This is a genomic window from Burkholderia sp. MS389, from assembly GCF_016899425.1.
Lineage (GTDB): Bacteria > Pseudomonadota > Gammaproteobacteria > Burkholderiales > Burkholderiaceae > Burkholderia > Burkholderia sola.
Window position 1 is genome coordinate 464154 of record NZ_CP045995.1, and the last position, 19682, is coordinate 483835.

Annotated in this window: 11 protein-coding genes; all 11 read left to right on the forward strand. The window is 60.2% G+C overall.

The window, feature by feature from the left end; translation table 11 throughout:
* Window positions 1-193: 193 nt before the first annotated feature.
* Window positions 194-664: a universal stress protein gene (locus GJG85_RS18610; protein ID WP_050011040.1), complete on the forward strand. Its 471-nt coding sequence runs from the start codon at window positions 194-196 to the stop codon at window positions 662-664.
* A 310-nt stretch (window positions 665-974) separates the two neighbouring features.
* Window positions 975-1481 carry a cupin domain-containing protein gene (locus GJG85_RS18615; RefSeq protein ID WP_050011041.1) on the forward strand — a complete coding sequence of 169 codons (507 nt, stop codon included), beginning with the start codon at window positions 975-977 and terminating at the stop codon, window positions 1479-1481.
* 185 nt (window positions 1482-1666) lie between these two features.
* Window positions 1667-2692 (forward strand): DedA family protein/thiosulfate sulfurtransferase GlpE, encoded by a 1026-nt coding sequence (locus tag GJG85_RS18620; protein ID WP_050011042.1) that lies wholly within the window; start codon window positions 1667-1669, stop codon window positions 2690-2692.
* A 541-nt stretch (window positions 2693-3233) separates the two neighbouring features.
* The gene (locus GJG85_RS18625; RefSeq protein WP_050011043.1) at window positions 3234-12311 is read left to right on the forward strand and encodes a hemagglutinin repeat-containing protein; all 9078 of its coding nucleotides are present in this window, start codon (window positions 3234-3236) and stop codon (window positions 12309-12311) included.
* Between the two features lies 1 nt (window position 12312).
* A complete protein-coding gene (locus GJG85_RS18630; protein WP_143328900.1) occupies window positions 12313-12762 on the forward strand; it encodes a hypothetical protein in 450 nt (149 codons plus the stop codon).
* 182 nt (window positions 12763-12944) lie between these two features.
* Window positions 12945-14384 carry a UbiA family prenyltransferase gene (locus GJG85_RS18635; protein ID WP_050011044.1) on the forward strand — a complete coding sequence of 480 codons (1440 nt, stop codon included), beginning with the start codon at window positions 12945-12947 and terminating at the stop codon, window positions 14382-14384.
* A gap of 14 nt (window positions 14385-14398) precedes the next feature.
* Window positions 14399-15589 (forward strand): hypothetical protein, encoded by a 1191-nt coding sequence (locus tag GJG85_RS18640; RefSeq protein WP_089489365.1) that lies wholly within the window; start codon window positions 14399-14401, stop codon window positions 15587-15589.
* Window positions 15586-15924 (forward strand): hypothetical protein, encoded by a 339-nt coding sequence (locus GJG85_RS18645; RefSeq protein WP_050011046.1) that lies wholly within the window; start codon window positions 15586-15588, stop codon window positions 15922-15924. The genes GJG85_RS18640 and GJG85_RS18645 overlap by 4 nt, the downstream gene beginning before the upstream one ends.
* 83 nt (window positions 15925-16007) lie before the next feature.
* Entirely contained in the window at window positions 16008-17675 is a 1668-nt protein-coding gene (locus GJG85_RS18650; protein ID WP_235356123.1) for a ShlB/FhaC/HecB family hemolysin secretion/activation protein, read from the forward strand.
* A gap of 190 nt (window positions 17676-17865) precedes the next feature.
* Entirely contained in the window at window positions 17866-18156 is a 291-nt protein-coding gene (locus GJG85_RS18655; protein WP_239468970.1) for a hypothetical protein, read from the forward strand.
* Window positions 18143-19525, forward strand: a complete 1383-nt coding sequence (locus tag GJG85_RS18660) for an amino acid permease (RefSeq protein WP_089489366.1) — start codon at window positions 18143-18145, stop codon at window positions 19523-19525. Before GJG85_RS18655 ends, GJG85_RS18660 begins: the two co-directional genes overlap by 14 nt.
* The last annotated feature ends 157 nt before the right edge of the window (window positions 19526-19682 follow it).

The window sequence follows — 19682 nt, forward strand, 5'->3', positions numbered from 1 at the left end:
TTGTAATGGGGGCAGTTGAAATTGCGGCAAACGGCGGGCAGCAGCAGGCGCGCCGGGCACGCTTGACGCGCGTCAACGCACGCGTCGGCACGTGGGGCAGACTGTTCGGCAGGCAAGCCGGCGCCGGGCCGGCTCGCGGTAACGGGCCGTGGTTGCGCAACGCGCGACGCACGCCCGGTCGGAGGGACGGACCATGTACAAGCGGATTTTCGTCGGGCTCGATGGCAGCCCGAGCGCGCGTCTCGCGCTGAACGAGGCGATCCGGATCGCGGCCGCGTCCGGCGGCGAAGTGACGTGTGCGTACGTCGTCGAACATCGGCCGCAACTCGTCGACGTCGACGCCGGCTTCGCAGCCGAGCGCGACGGCGACGCCACCGCGACCGATGCCGCGACGCCGGTGCTCGACGACGCGAAAGCCGCGCTCGCGCAGCAGCATGTGCGGGGCACGGTGCGCGCGCTCGACGCGTACGGCGAGGACATCGCGACGGTGCTGATGCGCACGGCGGCCGAAGCCGACGCCGATCTGGTCGTGATGGGCACCAGCGGGCGGCACGGCCTGCGCAGGCTGTTGCTCGGCAGCGTAGCGGAATCGTTGCTGCGCGCGGCCGACCGGCCCGTGCTGCTGGTGCGGCACGCCGAGGGCGGGACGCCGGCGGCCGCATAAGCGACGCGGTGCGGCGGTCGACGCTGCCTGCCCCGCGCATTGGCGGGCCGCAGGGCGCCGCGTGCTTGACCGCACATGGGCGTGATCGGCGTACTGCGCCGTGCCACCGGTACGTTCGACGGTGCGTGATTGCACGTCGGCGGTTGCCTCCCGGCACGCAGTTCTGGCAGCATCGGCCGGTGTCCGCTTGTTCGCCGCGCGCATGGCCGCGGCGATCGACGCAGGGACATCCGGCGGCACGCGATCGCAAGAATGAGGGTCGTGCAACCCCGCCGGATGCCGGTTTTCACCCTTACCGACGTCATCCGCCATGCCGATTTCCGCGACCGACCTGATTCGCCAGTTCGACCTGCAGCCGCATCCCGAAGGCGGCTATTTCCGTGAAACCTACCGCGCGACCGATTCGGTCGTGCGTCCGGCCGACGGCGCGCCACGTGCCGCGTCGACCGCGATCTACTACCTGCTGTGCGACGGCGCGTATTCGTCGTGGCATCGCATCCGCTCCGACGAGGTCTGGCATTTCTACGCAGGCGATCCGATCGAAGTGTGGGTGCTCGACGCGCGCGACGGGCTGACGATCCACCGGCTCGGCAACCCGCTCACGCATCCGGGCACCGTGTTCCAGGCGGTCGTGCCGGCCGGCAGCTGGTTCGGCGCGCGCTGCGCGTCGCCGGAGCACGTCGCGCTCGTTGGCTGCACGGTGGCGCCGGGGTTCGAATTCTCGGAATTCGAGCTGGCGGACGCGGCCGCGCTCGCGGCCGAGTTTCCCGACTACGCGGAACATGTCGCGCAACTCGCGCAGCGCCCGGACGTGTGACCGTCACGGTCGCGTCACGCCGGGCGCAAAGCCCGTGCGGACGGCCCGTGTTCCGCGCGGCCGAGGCCAAACCCGTTTAGAATGCGCAGGATGCACCGGTTGGTCGCGGACATGCCGCGGCGGCCGTTGCGCCGCCGTACCGACGGCCCTGTCGCGCGGCCCGCATGTCTTCCAGGAGCGCCGCCGTGTGGCACTTTCCCATCGCAATTCCATCGTCGCTCGGCCCGTGGGCCGTGTTCGCGAGCGTGTTGATCACGCAGCTCGGCGTGCCGGTGCCGGCCGTGCCGATGCTGATTCTCGGCGGCACGATGGCGGCGATGGGGCAGGCGTCCTGGGTCAGCATGTTCGCGGCGGCGATCGGCGCGACGATGCTGGCCGATTCGCTGTGGTTCTTCATGGGCCGCACGCGTGGCCGGCGCCTGCTGAACGGCCTCGTGCGCTTCTCGCTGTCGCTCGACACGACGCTGCGTTTCGCACGTAACGTATTCGAAAGGTATGGTGCGCCGCTGCTCGTGCTGTCGAAATTCCTGCCGGGCCTCGGCCTCGTATCGGCGCCGCTGCTCGGCACGACCGCGATCGGCATCGGTGTGTTCCTGTTCTGGGATCTGGCCGGCGCGTCGCTGTGGGCGGCGTTCTGGCTGATCGGCGGCGCGGCCATTCACGACCAGATTGTCCAGTTCGTGCTGTGGGTGCGCGCGAGCGGCGGCACGATCCTCGACGCGTTCCTCGCGATCTTCATCACGTTCCTGCTGTACCGCTGGGTGCGCCGCGTGCAGTTCCGCCGCTATCTCGCGCAGGTGCGCATCTCGCCGCCGCAGCTCGTCGAAATGATGACGTCCGACGAGCCGCCGCTGATCTTCGACGCGCGGCCGAAGGCGATTCGCGAACGCGAGCCGTACCGGATTGCCGGCGCGGTGCCGGTCGATCTCGATTCGCCGGACCTGCTCGACCCCGAAGTGTTGAAGCGGCCGATCGTCGTCTATTGCGTGTGCCCGAACGAGGCCACCGCGAAGCGGCTCATCGCGAAGATGCAGCGCAAGAAGATGATCCACAACATCCGCGCGCTGAAGGGCGGGCTCGATGCGTGGGAAAAGCACGGTTATCCGGTCGAGCCGCTGCCGGCCGATCTGGATTCGTCGCGGTATTTCGTGCGGCCCGAGCAGGGCGGGCTGGAAGGCGAATATACGGTGCGGGCGACGTTGTCGAAGTGATGCGGCCAGCGTTGCAGGTTTCGGCGCTCGATAGCGCATATTTTCCATCTTGATTTTTATATATTGTCGACAAGCGAGTTTCGCGGAGCGATCTCCGCTTATCTCGCAATGGTTCGGCTAACAATATCAGGAGCATTCAGCTGCGCTCGGTCGATTGGCACTGTGTCTAAAACCGCGTCGCACCTATCCCAATAAAGTTGCATCCCACCTCAGAATTAACAATCTGAAAACATTATAAAAATATTAATTCTTCAGCATTTTTTAATATCTCCGCCTGCAGGAGCAGGGAAGGCCAATGCTCCTCGTGTCGCGTTAATCATTTCTGACAGTGTGCGGGGATTGCTTCTGCTAGGATCGCGCAGCGGATAAGAGGAGACCCACTGCGAGCGCCGTCTCGCAATCGCGACACGCATGAGAGGCGCTGTCGTTCTGACTATCCGTTGCAAGCGCGTTCAAGACAAGACAGTGAATTACGTTCTGTCCTATTGGCGCTGAATTCAAATCGGATTGCAAGCAGGAACGCAGTGCGCGTCAACGAAGAATGAACAAGAAATGCTATCGGGTTGTGTTCAATCGCGCGCGGGGCGCGATGATGGTCGTTCAGGAAAACGGTAGTTCACCGCATGCAGCCGGGAATTCCAAAGGCGTGAGCGCGCTATCGCGCTTGCGGATCGTTTGGCAGCCGATCGCGATGGCTGCTGCATTGCTGTTTGGGGTGCCGCTATTCAGTTTCGCTCAAATCGCTCCGACTCCGGGCACGAGCACTCATGTCATTCAGACGCAGAGCGGCATCCCGCAGGTGAATATTGCCGCACCGTCAGGCGCTGGCGTGTCGGTGAACACGTACAACCAGTTCGACGTACAAAAGCCGGGCGCGATCCTGAACAACTCGCCGACGATCGTCAACACGCAACAGGCGGGGATGATCAACGGCAACCCGAATTTCGGTGCGGGCCAGTCTGCGCGGATCATCGTCAACCAGGTCAACAGCAATGCGCCGTCGCAACTGCGAGGTTACGTTGAGGTCGCGGGCAATCGCGCCGAAGTGATCCTGTCGAACAGTGCCGGTATTCAGGTTGACGGCGGCGGGTTCATCAATACGTCGAAAGCCGTTCTCACGACCGGCACACCGTATTACGGTGCCGACGGCTCGCTCGGTGGATTCAACGTATCGCGCGGCCTGATTTCTGTAAGCGGTGCTGGCCTGAATGCATCGAATGTCGATCAGGTTGACTTAATTTCGCGTGCAGTGCAGGCCAATGCAGCCATTTACGCAAAGAATCTGAACGTCGTCGCAGGTGCGAACCAAGTCAACCACGACACGCTGGCGGCTACGCCGATCTCTGGCGATGGTGCGGCACCGGCGATCGCAATCGACGTGAGCCAGCTCGGCGGCATGTACGCGAACAGGGTCTTTCTCATATCGAACGAGAACGGCGTCGGTGTCGCGAACGCCGGGACGATCGCGGCACAAGCGGGCGACCTGACGCTGCAATCCAACGGCCAGCTCGTACTCACGGGCAAGACGACTGCGAGCGGAAATCTCACGGCAACCGCAAATAGTATTCAAAACAGCGGCACGACGTATGCGCAACAGAGTGCAAACGTTTCAGCAGCCGGTACGTTGTCGAACAGCGGCACGCTCGCAGCGCAACAGAATACGACGCTCAACGCGAGCACCATCAATTCGACGGGAATGCTGGGCGCAGGTGTCAATAGCGATGGTTCCGTCGGGAAAAGCGGCGATCTGAATCTGTCGAGCACCGGCCAATTGACGGCGACCGGGCAGAACGTTGCGGGCGGGAGCGCGTCGATTTCAGGTGCTGCCGTGAGCCTCGCGGGTAGCCAGACGAGGGCGAACGGTAACGTGTCGCTGAACGCAAGCGCCGGGGACTTGAACCTCTCGAATGCGACAACGAGTGCGCAGGGCGCGCTCAATGCGAACGCAGCGGGTGCGTTGATCAACGATCGCGGCACGCTGTCGAGCCAAGCCAACGCAACGTTGACCGCAGGCAGCATTTCGAATCAAAGCGGCAAGATCTCGGCGCAAGGTCCGCTGAACGTGCAGTCGAACGGCTCAATCGCGAATCAGGGCGGCACGCTGGTTTCTGAAAGTGCGATGCAGGTGCGCGGCGGCGCAATCGCGAACAACCAGGGCACGATCCAGAGCGCGGCCGGAATGAATATTTCGGCAAGCTCGCTGGACAACAGCGCAGGTCGCGTGACGTCGCTGAATTCGGACGGTCTGTCCATTGCCACGACGGGGCAACTGACGAATGCTGCCGGTACGACCGCACTTGGCGCCCAAGGCGGTGTCATTGGTGGCAACGGCGGCGTGGCGATTCAATCGGGCAGCGTCGTGAACCGTGGCGCGGTCAGTGCGCAAACGAATCTGAATGTCGACACGCAATCCCTCGACAACGGCAGCGGGACGTTGTCGGCTGCGCAAAACGCAGTGATCAAAGCGGGTGCGCAGTTGACGAACGGTTCGGGCAGCATCACGGCCGGACAGTTCGCGACCGTGAATGCCGCGACGCTGAGCAACGATGCGGGTTCGGTACAGGCAGCGCAGTTGTCGCTCGGGGCGACGAATTTATCGAACCACGGCGGCACCATTACACAAACCGGGACCGGCGCAATGAATGTTGCCGTCTCGAACACACTTGATAATTCAAGCAACGGCGTTATTCAGACCAACAGCACCGACCTGAACCTGACGCCCGCGACGCTGATCAACGACCACGGGAAAATTACTCACGCCGGAAGCGGTGCGCTGTCGATTTCGACCGGCGCTTTGTCGAACCAAAGCGGCACGATCGCGACCAATGGCGCGTTGAGCCTGAAAGCTGCAGCCGTATCGAATAGCGCAGGTACGCTCGCCGCGCAGCGACAGGCGACGCTCGATGTGCAGTCGCTCGATAACCATGCGGGCGGCTACATCGGTGCGGACAGCATTACGCTGAAGGCTCAAGGCGCTGTCGATAACCGTGCGGGCACGCTCGAAGCGAACAACGGCGTTTCCGTGACGGCCGACAGTCTCGCCAATGATGGCGGCTCGCTTAAAAACGTGGGCACGAGCGCGCTGTCGGTTGGGACGACAAATGCGCTGACGAATACGGCGGGCGGTACGATTGGCGGCAACGGAGCCGTTTCCGTGTCGGCGGGCAGCGTCGACAATTCCAGCGGATCGCTGCTGGCTGGACAAGCGCTTTCGGTACAGTCGAACGGCGCAATCACGAATGCAGCCGGCCTTGTTCAGGCGAACGGGAATCTGTCGCTGCGAGCACAAGGCGCGATCAACAACAGCGCAGGGCAAATCGAAGCGAACGGCACGAATTCGACGCTCGCGCTGTCGGGGAGCAACGTCGACAACAGCGACGGACGTATCGCGAATATCGGCAGCGGTGCAACGACGATCGACGGCGGTGCATCGATCACGAACACGAACGCGTCCGGCAAAGCGGGAGCGGGCACGATCGGCGGTAATGGCGATGTTACGCTGACCACCCAAACGCTCACGAATGCACAAGGCGGTCAGACGCTTTCCGGCCACGATCTGACCTTGAACGTCACAAACAACGTGAATAATGCGAGTGGCGTGCTGTCGGCCGCGAACAACCTCGAGCTGAGCGCGGCAAACGCTGCGTTGTCGAATCAGGCCGGATCGATTCGTGCAAACGGCGCACTGTCGTTGAACACGGCGTCGATCGACAACAAGTCCGGAAAAATCGGCAACGACGCAGGCAGCGGCGGCAGTATTTCAATCCAGACCGGCACGTTTGCCAACCAGAACGGCGTTATCGGCAGCGATCAGGACCTGACGTTGACCGCGAGCGCGTTGAGCGGTGACGGATCGATCGTAGCAGGCCGAAACGGTGCGGTGACGCTCGGTAGCGACTACACGCAGACCATGGCGAACAAGCTGCACGCAAACGGCGACCTCACGTTTTCCACGTCGGGTAAGCTGACGAACCAAGGCGTGCTGGATGCCAACGGCGCGCTGACGGTGAATGCCGCGACCGTGGAGAACCAAGCGGGCGCCGATCTGAATTCCGGCACGACGACAATCAATGCCAACGGCGGCACGATCGATAACGCAGGTCGCATCGAAGGCGATACGGTTACGACCAACAGCACGACGCTGAACAACACCGCGACGATCATCGGCCGTGAAGTGACCGCTAATGCGAGCACGATCACCAATACCGGTGCAGCGGCGGTGATCGCCGCAGCCGAACGGGTGAATTTGTACGCGTCCAACCAGTTGTCGAACACGGGCGGCGCGAATGTCTTCAGCGTTGGCGACATCAATATCGCCGCGAACGGTCAGCGCGACGCGGACGGGTTTCTCGCGAACCGTACGCAAAATGTCTTGAACGATCAGTCCACGATCGAAGCACAAGGCAGTATCGAACTCGCGGCTGGTACGTTCACGAACACGCGTCCGGCTCCGGTGGTGACCACTGAAACCACGAGCACGACGAGTAAACACGAAACCAAGCGTCAGAAGTACATCGTGTGCGCGACGATGAATGCGGACCCGAACGGCGGGTGCTCGCAGGCAATGTGGGTGAACGGCTACAAGACGCCGCTCACCTCCACCTATAGCCCTTCGCAGGTTGTATCGGAAACGTCCGGACCGAACGCGACCGACAAGGTATTGGTCGTGAACGTGAACGGCAAGCAGCAGACGATTTACTACAACACGCTGACGACCCACGCGGACGGTACGGTGACGGTCAACTACTGGGATGCGTACGATCCGCACGTCAACTACGTTCCGGATACGGAATACACGACGCGTAGCGATGGCCACAATGGCTATCAGCGTGTCGAAATCTGGCGCGACACGACGACCACGGTTCAGCAGGACAAGATTGCAAGCCAGGCGCAGCAAGCGCAACTCGTGGCAGGCAACAACATCGTGATGAAGAACGTCGGCACGATCAACAACGAATACAGTTCGATTGCGGCGGGCGGGTCGATCAAGATCGGCGATTCGGATGTGTCCGGCAGTGCAGGTTCAGGCAGCTACGGTGGCACGGTCGTGAACAACGTCGGGCGGACGCTGTATCAGTATCAGACCGACAACATCGTATCGATGTACGCGTGGAACGAGGATACGACGCAGGATCGCGGCACGATCGTTCAGCCTTCGAAGGTGTATACACCGGTTGCCATCGGCGGCACGGGCGGCACGATCATCGCCAACCAGTCGGTGATCATCGACGCAAAGGATGTCAACAACCAGAACGTTGCCGCGCAGAATTCTTCGACTGGCGCAACCGGCGGCACGCTTGGAAATAATTCGACCAATGAGGGCGTATCCGGTGGCAAGTTGACGCCGGTTGGAGCCGCAGGCGGCTCATCGACACCGGTTGGCGCACAGCAATCGGTCGCGAATGCGTCGGGCGCACTGCCGATCACGTTGCCGACGAGCGGTCTTTATTCGATTCACGACGCACCTGGCCAGCCGTATCTGATCGTGACCGATCCACGCCTGACGAGCTATACGAACTTCATTTCGAGCGACTACATGCTCGGCCAGTTGAACCTGAATCCGGCGAGTATCGAGAAGCGCTTGGGTGACGGGATGTACGAGCAGCAGATGGTGCGCAATCAGATCACGCAACTGACGGGGCGCACGTTCTTGCCGGGCTACGCGAGTGCCGAGGATGAATATCGTGCGCTGATGACGAACGGGGCGAACTACGCAAAAGAGTTCGGCCTGGTGCCGGGGATGGCGCTGACGGCCGCGCAGATGGATGCGCTGACGAGCGATATCGTATGGCTGGTCGATCAGACGGTAACGTTGCCGAACGGCAGCACGACGCACGTGCTGGCGCCTGTCGTCTACATGGCGCAGACACACGCGAACGACCTGCAACCGACTGGCGCGTTGATCGCGGCGGACGATGTGGAAATTCATGCGACGGGTAGCGCAACGAATTCCGGCGTGATCAAGGGCGGAACGAAAACGGTCCTGACGGCGACGGATATTTTGAATCGTGGCGGTGCGATTTCGAGCAGCGGCACGAACGGCACGACGGTCGTTTCGGCGAGCAATGATGTCGTGAATGCGTCGGGGATGATTACCGGCAATCGGGTCGCAGTGTCGGCCGGTCGCGATATTGTCAATACAACGTTGGTCGACACAGTTGGCGCAACCGGCACGTCGGGCGCAAGCAAGGTCAGTACGAGTCTGATTGGCCAGCAAGGCACGATTGCGGCAACGGGTGATCTGTCCGTTCACGCCGCGCGCGATTTGAGCATTCACGGCGCGAATTTGTCGGCGGGCGGCGATGCACTGGTGACGGCGGGTCGGGATATCAACGTCGATACGGTTCAGTCCACGACGAACCAATCGATGTATCTGAATGATCAGCATCATTGGGAAGAATCCACGACGAAGAACGTAACGAACGGCATCACCGCAGGCGGCAGCTTGGGGATGCAAAGCGGCAACGACATGACGCTGAAGGGCGCGACTGTATCCGCCGGAAAAGACTTGTCTGCGCTTGCAGGCGGGAATTTGACGGCAACGACGGTCACGGATACCGCGAAGCTCGACAATGTGGCGGCGGACAGCAAGACGCGTAAGGAAGTTGATCACAACTACGACGAGCACGCTGTTGGCACGCAATTCACGGCAGGCGGCAATGCGGCGCTCGGGGCGGCGAGCACCGATGTGTCGAAAGGCAACGTCACGCTGACAGGTTCGTCGCTGACGGCGGGCATGACGAACGGTGTTGAGAACGGTACTGGTGCGGCGAACATCGTTGCAACGGGCAACGTCACGGTGAACGAGGCCCGCGAGGAACACGACAAGTACCAGTCGGTGCAGGTCCAACGCGGCAGCTTCGTCAGCAGCACGAAAACCGATTCGATGCAGAATACGCAGGCGAATGTCGGTGTCGGCAGCACCGTGTCGGGTAATACGGTCAACATTCAGTCAGGCCGTGACCTGACCGTTCAAGGTAGCACGGTGGTAGGGACGAACGATGTCAATCTCTCGGCGGCGAACGACGTCAATATCACCACGTCCAAGGATACGGTTACGCAGGACAGCTACTATCACGAAACGCATTCGGGTATTGGAACCAGCGGCTTGAGCGTGAGTATTGGCACGCAAACGAAGAAAGATACGGATCATGCTTCTTCTGTCACGAACAACGCGAGCACGGTGGGCTCGCTCAATGGCGATTTGACTATCAAGGCTGGCGATACGTTGCACGTGACAGGTAGCGACTTGATCGCCCGGAAGAATTTGACCGGCATAGCGTCGAATGTCGTGATCGATTCGGCAACCGATACCAGCAACAGGACCCATAGCGAGACAACCAGTAGCAGTGGCGTCACGCTCGGCTTGTCGGGTAGCATTGGCGATGCGATCAACGGCGCTTACCAACAAGCGCAGGCAGCGAAGAGCGGAAGCGGCGACGGTCGGGCGACGGCCCTGCATGCGATTGCAGCGGCAGGTAATGCAGCAATGGGTGTGGCCGGTTTGACAGGCGGTGCGCTTGCGGGCGGTGGTACACCGAGTATCGGCGTTCAAGTCAGCGTCGGATCGAGTCATAGCAGACTCGATACGTCGGAGAACCAGGCTACGCAACGCGGATCGAGCGTCAGCGCTGGCGGCACTACATCGCTGATTGCGACCGGCAACGGCGCGCCTGGTAGTGGCAATATCACGGTGGCCGGTTCGAACGTTTCCGGCAACGATGTGCTGTTGGCCGCGAAGAATCAGATTGACGTGCAGAACACGACGAACACCGATTCGACGCGCAGTTCGAATTCGTCATCGAGCGCTAGCGTCGGCGTGTCGATCGGCACGAACGGTATCGGGGTGTCGGCCGCCATGTCGCGCGCACATGGTGACGGCAACAGCGATGCGGTGATGCAGAACAACTCGCACGTAACCGGTTCGAATAGCGTGACGCTTGTTAGCGGTGGTGATACGAATGTAATCGGCTCGACCGTATCGGGCCGCACCGTCACTGCGGACGTGGGCGGCAATCTGAACATGCGCAGCGTGCAGGACACGACCGTCAGTAGCGCGCATCAAAGTAGCGCGGGCGGCGGCATCAGCGTCAGCACGATGGGGGGGAGTGCCAGCTTCAGTTCGTCGCACGGAAACGCGAACGGCAATTACGCGGCCGTGAACGAACAGGCCGGGATTCAGGCAGGTGAGGGCGGGTTCAATGTAAACGTCAAGGGCAATACGGACCTGACGGGCGCGGCGATCGCCAGCACAGCCGATCCGTCGAAAAACACGCTGACGACCGGTACGCTGACCTATCGGGATATCGAAAACCATTCGACCTACAACGCGGATAGCAGTGGTTTTAGCGCGGGCGCAGGCGTTGGTGTCACCGGGAAGTCGATCGGACCGGGATCGGTCAGCGGCGCAGGTGGCGTGACGCCGATGATTTCGCAGTCGGATAGTGGTAGTGAAAACGCGACCACACGAAGCGGCGTGAGCGTGGGCACGATCAATATCACTAACCCGGCGGGCCAGACGCAAGACGTGGCAAACCTGAACCGCGACACGTCGAACCTGAACGGAACGGTTTCGAAAACACCGGACGTGCAGAATCTGCTGGATAAGCAAGCCGATACGATGAACGCTGCGCAAGCTGCAGGACAGGTCGTCGCGCAAGGCATCGGCGCTTACGCGGATATGAAGCAGAAGGAAGCCCAACACGCTGCCGATGCGGCCAAGCTGGCAGGCGATACGACGGCGCAAGCCGCCTATCAAGCCGAAGCGGATTCTTGGGACGAAGGCGGAACTAACCGACTTTATCTGCACATAGCAGGCGGTGCGCTGATCGGTGGCTTGGGTGGCGGCGGAGTCGGGAGCGCGGCGCAGGGTGCAGCTGGAGCAGGACTGGCGGCGTTGCTAGCCGATCAGACGAAGCAGGCCGCAAATGCGGTGGCTGGTGCGACGGATTCGACCCTTGCCGGAAAGGTGTCAGGGAACTTGCTCATTGGTGCGTTGGGTGGGCTGGTCGGAGGAACAGCGGGCGCGGCTACTGCTTCGAATGTGAACCTGTACAACCAGTGGAACCACACGGATACGGACACGCTTGAAGAGGCCAGTGGGCAAGGCACGCCCCGGAAGAAAACGACAGCGCTTGATCTGATATTTCAGGGTATAGCGAACGGGCTGAACGCGATTAGTGGGTTTGGTGGCGGTAAGCCGCCTACGGCGAGTCCGGGATTGGTATTCGTTGGCGAAGGGGCGGGCGGGCCGACGGTCCAGTCGAGAGGGGCCGGCTATGGGCCCGGGAACGTGATGTTGAACAGCGGAAACGCCGAAAATGCTAACAGTAATTCTAATACGAATGGGAAATCACGAAACAAGCCACCTGCCCCTTTGCAGGAAGCCGAGGGATTACCCCATACAATCATAGAGCGGCCTGGACCTGACGGACAGTACACCACGTATAACGGCGACGGAACCTCGATGCAGTATCGTGGCTCCGGGCAAGATCACGGGGGAATACCGCGTCCGAATGTTAAAGAGACGACCATTAACGTGGCTCCGGACGGCACGGTCTTTGTGGGGAAAGGTGTAGTTCGACCGGCTAGACCCAATGAAATTCCAAAGGGGAAGTGAAATGAATGTGGAAGATTGGAAATACGACGCTTTTGTCAAAGCAAACGGAGGAAAATTCTCTGTTTTGGACTTCGTACATGCAGTTTTCGCGAAGGTTTCATTGCCTCAAGATTTTACGCTCTGTATGGGTCGATTTTTTGCGCCACGGATGATTATGCTTGATGGCATTATCGTAGCCTCGGACTGGTTTGATGGCGAGCGATACAAAGAGTATCGAAATAGTGGGATGAGTCCTCGGCAGGCGCAGCCGTGGATAAATATGGTGGAGATTACGGATATTTTTCGAGGAATTTCGTTCGATAATGCAAAGGACCTAGCGGCACTCATAGCGGGATTGTGGGATAGTCGAATCATTCAGAATTTTCCAGATGAGGAAGCCAGGGCTACGGTCATCCTGGAAAATGACGCGGGTGAGGTATTTGTTACTATTGGAGAATACGTTAAGGCGTAGCAGCTAATGTATTTGTGGCATTTTATGTATCGCCAATGGATTGAAAGTGCTTATTGGATTTGGCCGTGGCACGCCTACTTTTTTTGGATTGTGAGGTTCCGGGGTATTTGAGGGGGCGGGAATTTTTGGCGAAATGACGAATATGTGCAGTATGGCACCCCGTTTAAGTTGAATCACAAGAAATGCGAGAGACCAGGAAATTTCCACTTGTGGTCGATCTTGACGGCACGTTGACAACTTCGGATACCTTGATGGAATCCGTGATACGTGTCGTCAAGCGAAAGCCTGCAAACCTACTGCGCCTGCCTTTTTGGCTCGCGGGCGGCCGCGCCGCCTTCAAGGCCGAGGTCGCAGAGCATGCGGATTTTCGAGCGGAAACAATTCCATATCGGAAGTCGCTCATCGACTACCTCACCCGCGAACGCGAGAGCGGTCGAAAAATCGTGCTTGCAACTGCCGCACATTGTTCGATCGCCGAGCGTGTGAGCACGCATCTCGGCTTGTTCGATCGTGTCATCGCTACCAGTGGCGACACGAATCTCGAGGGGGAGGCGAAACTGGCCTGTATTCGCGAGCAGATCGGCGACGACTTCGTGTATGCGGGTGACAGCAAAGTTGATTTGCCGATTTGGGCCGGCGCGAGAGGTGCCATACTTGCTGGCGTTTCGTGTGATGTCGCCGCCGATGTTCGCAGCCACGTTCCCATCGAACACGAGTTCACGAATGTACGTGCAACGTTCTCCACATGGTGCAAGGCCCTGCGTGTTCACCAGTGGCTAAAGAACCTGCTGCTGTTCGTCCCATTGCTGACGGCCTTTGCATTCCTTGATGTCGACAAAGTCGGCGTGCTCGCACTGGCGTTCTTGTCAATGTCGCTTGGCGCGTCGGCAACCTACATCGGCAACGATCTTTGGGATCTGGACAGTGACCGCAGACATCCAAGAAAGCGCAATCGTCCGTTTGCGAGCGCGGTGTTGTCGATCAGTCAGGGCATCGCGTGCGCAGCGGTACTGCTGACATTGGCGTTTGCATTGGCGTTGGCTGTGTCAGCCGAATTTACAGGCATGTTCGTGCTCTATCTGTTCCTGACGACCGCGTACAGTTGGCGCTTGAAGTCGATCGTGCTACTCGATGTGGTCGTTCTGTCATTGCTGTACACGTACCGAATCGTCGCCGGAGCAGTTGCAGCGGAAATTATGGTGAGTCGATGGCTCCTTGCATTCTCCGTGTTTGCTTTTCTCAGCCTCGCGCTCGTGAAACGTTGCTCCGAGTTGGTGTTCTTGCGCCAGAGTGAAAAAAGCGCAACGGCTGGTCGGGATTATCGAGTAGGTGACCTCGAAGTCCTTTGGCCGTTTGGCATCGGTGCTTCCCTTGCTGCGGTGGTCGTATTTGGTCTGTTCATCAATGCCCCGGAAACGGTAGCTCGTTACACGGTTCCGCACCTTCTCTGGTTCGTGCAGATCGGGTTGATCTACCTGTTCGGTCGTCTATGGATCGCAACAGTGCGTGGCACGATGCACGACGATCCGATAGTCCATATTCTCGAGAATCGCGGTAGCTTCAGCATGCTTTGCATCATGGTGGTGATCGTCCTGGCCGCTCACTTCTTGCCAGCTCCGTGAGCGGCACAGTTCCTATGACCGAAAAAAACCGAAACCGCGTGCTGGCGTTCTGCCGCTTCGCCATCGTCTATGTGCTGCTGTTCGTATGCGCGGGAAACATCACCAACAGCATGTTGCTGAAGTGGGGCTTTCGTGACGACCAGAAAGGGGATTTTGCAACCAGCTACAGTCTCGTCGGCATGATGAACGGCGAGGCACCGAAGCCGTATGTCTATCGCTCGTCGTTCCCGCGAGCCGCAAAATGGATAGCCGAGCGGCTTGGGCAGGAGAAGCAGGAAAAGCTTTTCAAATCGATCAAACGACATGATTCGCTGCACAACGCCTATTTCACAAGTGTGCCGGACGAATATTGGACACCGATCGTGGCGCTCGTCTATCACCTGACGTACATCGCGATCGTGTTGTCGACGCTGTTCGCGCTGTTGCTGGTCTACAAGCTCGCCAGACTACACGGCCTGAACTTCGGGCGATCCGTTGGCTTTCTGGCGGCGTTCGGCTTCGTCTATCCGCTCACGTTTCAGCAGGGCGGTTACTACTATGACTTTTTCGAACTGCTCGGCGTACTCGGTGCCTGCTATTTCCTGTTGAAGAAGCGGATGCTGGCATGCACGTTGATGGTTTCCATCTTCTCCCTGAACAAGGAAACGTTCTTCCTTGTCCCGCTCGCGCTATTTTTCCTGCACGAGCGCGACGTTCCGGTATTGAAACGAGTCGGTTGGCTGGTGCTGCAGCTTGTGATCTGCGTGAGCACGCGCCATTTCATCATGAGCGGCTACGACGCGAATGCAGGTGGTTTCGTCGAATTTCACGTGTGGGATAACCTGAAATTCTGGCTTAATCCCTTGTCTTACCTGTCGTTCTACAACCTGATCGGCAAAGGCATCTTTACGCCAAGTCTCGAAAATCCGCTGATGCTTGTCCCGCTTGCGGTGTTCTTCGGCTCGGCGTGGCGCGCGACGCCACATCGATACCGTATCTATTTTTTTGCGGCATTCCTGCCGGTGCTGGTGTTGTTCTTCTTCTTCGGCTACCGCGATGAGGCGCGAAACTTTTCGGTCGTCTTTCCCGCCATCGTGCTGATCGCGCTCCATGGCGCGAATCGTTTCAATATGATTTTTGATGGGAACACGGGCGCATCCGATGACACCCGCACAAACGCCAGTCACCGACCAGATGTGGAAGTAGTGACGGAGGCCGCGCGGTGAACGGGCTGATCGTCGTCGCAAGTGGCTTTTTCGGTGGTCTCGCGAGCATATTGCTCCGCGTTGCGGCGCTCAAGGGAATCGCACTGGGTGAATCGAGCGTGTTGCCATGGATCGCCCGTGGGGCGGCCATAGGTGCCTACGGTGTCGGGTTCCTCCTTTACGCAATCGCGCTGCGCAAAACAACGCTAGGCGTCGCGTATCCGGCGATGGTGGCGATTTCCATGCTCGTGGTGTTGTCGTTCACCGCGTTACACGAATACCTGTTGCGGCCGATGCAGGTCGTCGGCGCTGTCGTCATCCTGATTGGGGTCTGGATGATCACGCGGTACGCGTAATCGAGAGAATCAAATACATGAAGAAGAAAATCCGAGGGGGTAGCCTTGTTGCGGGGTCGTTGCTTATCGCATCGACCTGTGCGATGGCACAGTCGGTACAGCCGCTTGGTAACGAACAACAGGCACGTCAGCAGGAGGAAGCGCGGGAGCGGGAGCGAATCGTTTCCGCGCCGGGGGTTCGTTCGAGTGTCGCGGCGAGCGCAGGCTACCCACAGCTTCCGACCGAAACACCGTGCTTCCGCATTGATCGTTTTACGGTCGACGTTCCCGATTCGCTGCCGGAGGGCGTGAAGGCGCGAGGCGCGTCCGTACTGCCCATGGATCGCTTCGCGTTCGCGCGTGAATGGCTTGAACACTATACGGGGCAGTGCGTTGGCAAGCAAGGGCTTGATGTGCTCATCAAGGCGCTGTCGCAACACATTCTTTCGCGCGGCTACATCACGACGCGCGTGCTGCTCCCCGAACAGGATTTGTCGTCCGGTACGTTGAAAGTCTCGCTGATTCCCGGCGTGATCCGACACGTGCGCTTCGCCGATGAAAAACTGCGTGGCACATGGAAAACCGCATTCCCGACGCGCGACGGCGAACTGTTGAACCTGCGCGACCTCGAGCAAGGTCTGGAGCAGATGAAGCGCGTACAGAGTCAAGACGTCTCGATGCAGATCGTTCCGGGCGACGTACCGGGCGAAAGCGATGTCGTGCTCGACGTGAAACGCGGCAAACCGTGGACTGTGGTGGCGTCGATCGACAACTCGGGCACGCGCGCGACCGGCAAGCTGCAAGGCAACCTGTCGATCGGCATCGATAACCCGCTCGGGCTAAACGACATCTTCAACGTCGGCGTGAGCCAAGACCTCGAACTTGGCGACAACCGCCTTGGTTCGCACGGCTGGAACGGCTTCTACTCGATCCCGTGGGGTGACTGGACCGCGACGTTATCGGCCTACACGAACACGTACTACCAGCAAATCGCTGGCGTGAATCAAACATTCGTTGCAAGCGGCAATTCGAAGACGATCGATTTCAAGCTTGCCCGAGTGCTTGCCCGTAGCCAGAACGACGTATTCGGCGGCTATGTCCGCTTGTCCCGTCGCTTCGGCCAGAGCTTCGTCGAAGATACGGAAATCCCACAGCAGCGTCGCAACAACACGTTCGTTGAATTCGGCCTGACTGACCGCCATTACTTCGACGGGGCGCAGTTCGACGGCACGCTGGCGTACCGACAGGGCGTCGCGGGCCTGGGTGCGCAGGACGACATTCTCGCTGCCGGTGGCGGTCCTACTTACCGCTTCAAGATGGCGGTACTCGATGCGAACCTGTCGGTGCCGTTCGCGATCGCGAAGCAGCCGTTCCGATACGTGACGAGCATCCACGGCCAATATACCGGGAACTCGCTGTACTACATCGATGACTTGACGATCGGCAGTCGCTATACAGTTCGCGGTTTCGACGGCGAAACGATGCTGGCAGCGGCACGCGGTTTCTACTGGCGCAACGAGCTGCAGATGCCGATCGGACAGACCGGACAGGCGATTTATGCAGGATTGGATTACGGCCGCGTTTGGGGGCCGCAGCCGGTTGCGTTGGTCGGTACGCAGTTGGCCGGTGCCGTAATTGGCGTCAAGGGCAGCGTCGCGACGCGTTTCGGTGGCTACGGTTACGACCTGTTCGCCGGTACGCCGGTCTACAAGCCGTCCGGTTTTCCCACTGCGCGTGTGACGGTCGGATTTCAGATGACGGCCCAATTTTGAGCGGGATCGTGACGCCCGTTGCGATCTAGCGTTGTATTCCGCGCCCTCCAATCCAACCACCACTTTCACCCACCGCGATTTTCCCCAAAATCGCCTGGCGTGAAACCGCCGATCCTCCCTATAATCCCGCCTGCATATTGCGTGCGCTTGATTGTGCACATTCGACGCGCGGTCATTCGCGCCGAAAGCGATGGATCCCGTTATCGCTCGTCAGGCGCACAGCCGCGTCGCGCGGGCCGTTCGGGTGTATTCCGTGAAAGGCCCGATCCGTTTTTCCGGCTTGTTCCGTGAAATACGGATAATCCGCGCCAATTCCAACCGAATTGACGCGGCATCCGTGTCGTTTCCCATTCGGAAATCGACAGCGGGGATTATTTCGTTTTCGGCTGCCAAAAATCGGCATGAACGGTCGCGCATGGTCATCGACACAATGACGGCGGCCCGCTCGCGGCTGCCAGGAGACGAATTTGAAACAACCTGAAGACCAGTTGCACCGCGGGCTGGAAGAACGCCACATCAACCTGATGGCGCTCGGCGCGACGATCGGCGTCGGCCTGTTCCTCGGCTCGGCCACCGCGATCCGCACGGCCGGCCCGGCCATCCTGCTGACCTACCTGCTCGGCGGCCTCGCGATCTTCCTGATCATGCGCGCGCTCGGCGAGATGGCGATCACCAATCCGGTCGCCGGCGCGTTCAGCCGCTATGCGCGCGACTACCTCGGCCCGCTCGCCGGTTATCTGACCGGCTGGACCTACTGGTTCGTGTGGATCGTCACCTGCATGGCGGAAATCACCGCGGTCGGCGTCTACATGCACATGTGGTTTCCCGGCGTGCCGAACTGGATCTGGGCGCTCGCGGCGTTGCTGGCGATGGGCTCGGTGAACTTCATCGCGGTCAAACTGTATGGCGAATTCGAATTCTGGTTCGCGCTGATCAAGATCGTCACGATCGTGCTGATGATCGTCGGCGGCGGGTTGATGATCGCGTTCGGCATCGGCAACGGCGGCATCGCGACCGGCATCTCGAACCTGTGGTCGCACGGCGGCTTCATGCCGAACGGAATCAACGGCGTGATCGCCGCGCTGCCGATCGTGATGTTCGCGTATCTCGGCGTCGAGATGCTCGGCCTCACGGCTGGCGAGGCGCGCAATCCGGAGAAGTCGCTGACGAAGGCCGTGAATTCGGTGTTCTGGCGCGTGCTGATTTTCTACATCGGCGCGCTGTTCGTGATCATGTCGCTCTATCCGTGGGACCAGATCGGCACGCAGGGCAGCCCGTTCGTGATGACGTTCTCGCGGCTCGGCATTCCGGCCGCCGCCGGCATCATCAACTTCGTCGTGCTGACCGCGGCGCTGTCGTCGTGCAACAGCGGCCTGTTCAGCACCGCGCGGATGCTCTACAACCTCGCGCAGCAGGGCCAGGCGCCGGCCGCGCTCGGTCGCGTGAACCGCAGCGGCGTGCCCGTGTATGGCGTGGCCGTGTCGGTCGCGCTACTGCTGATCGGCGTGTTACTCAACTATCTCGCGCCGCAGCACGTGTTTACGTGGCTCACGTCGGTGTCGACGTTCGGCGCGATCTGGACGTGGTGCGTCATCCTGATCGCGCAGATGCGTTTTCGTCGCACGCTGTCGGCCGACCAGATCGCGCGCCTGCCGATCCGCGTGCCGCTCTTTCCGCTCGGTTCGTTCGTCGCGCTCGGCTTTCTCGTGCTGGTCGTCGTGCTGATGGCGTTCACGCCCGATACGCGCGTCGCGCTCGTGATCGGGCCGGTGTGGATCGTGCTGCTCGGCATCGCGTACACGCTGTTCTACGCGAACCGTCCGGCTGCGTCGATGCCGACGAAGTCGTAAGCCGCGCGGGCAGGGTGCCGCGCGACCGTTCGCGATCGTTGATCGCGATCATGCACGCGCGGGCCGGACGGCCTATGCTGAACGAACGCATTGCTTGTCCGCGCTTCGCGTGGCATCCCGCCGATCCCTGACCGTAGCGGCTGTCCGGCCGCCGCGC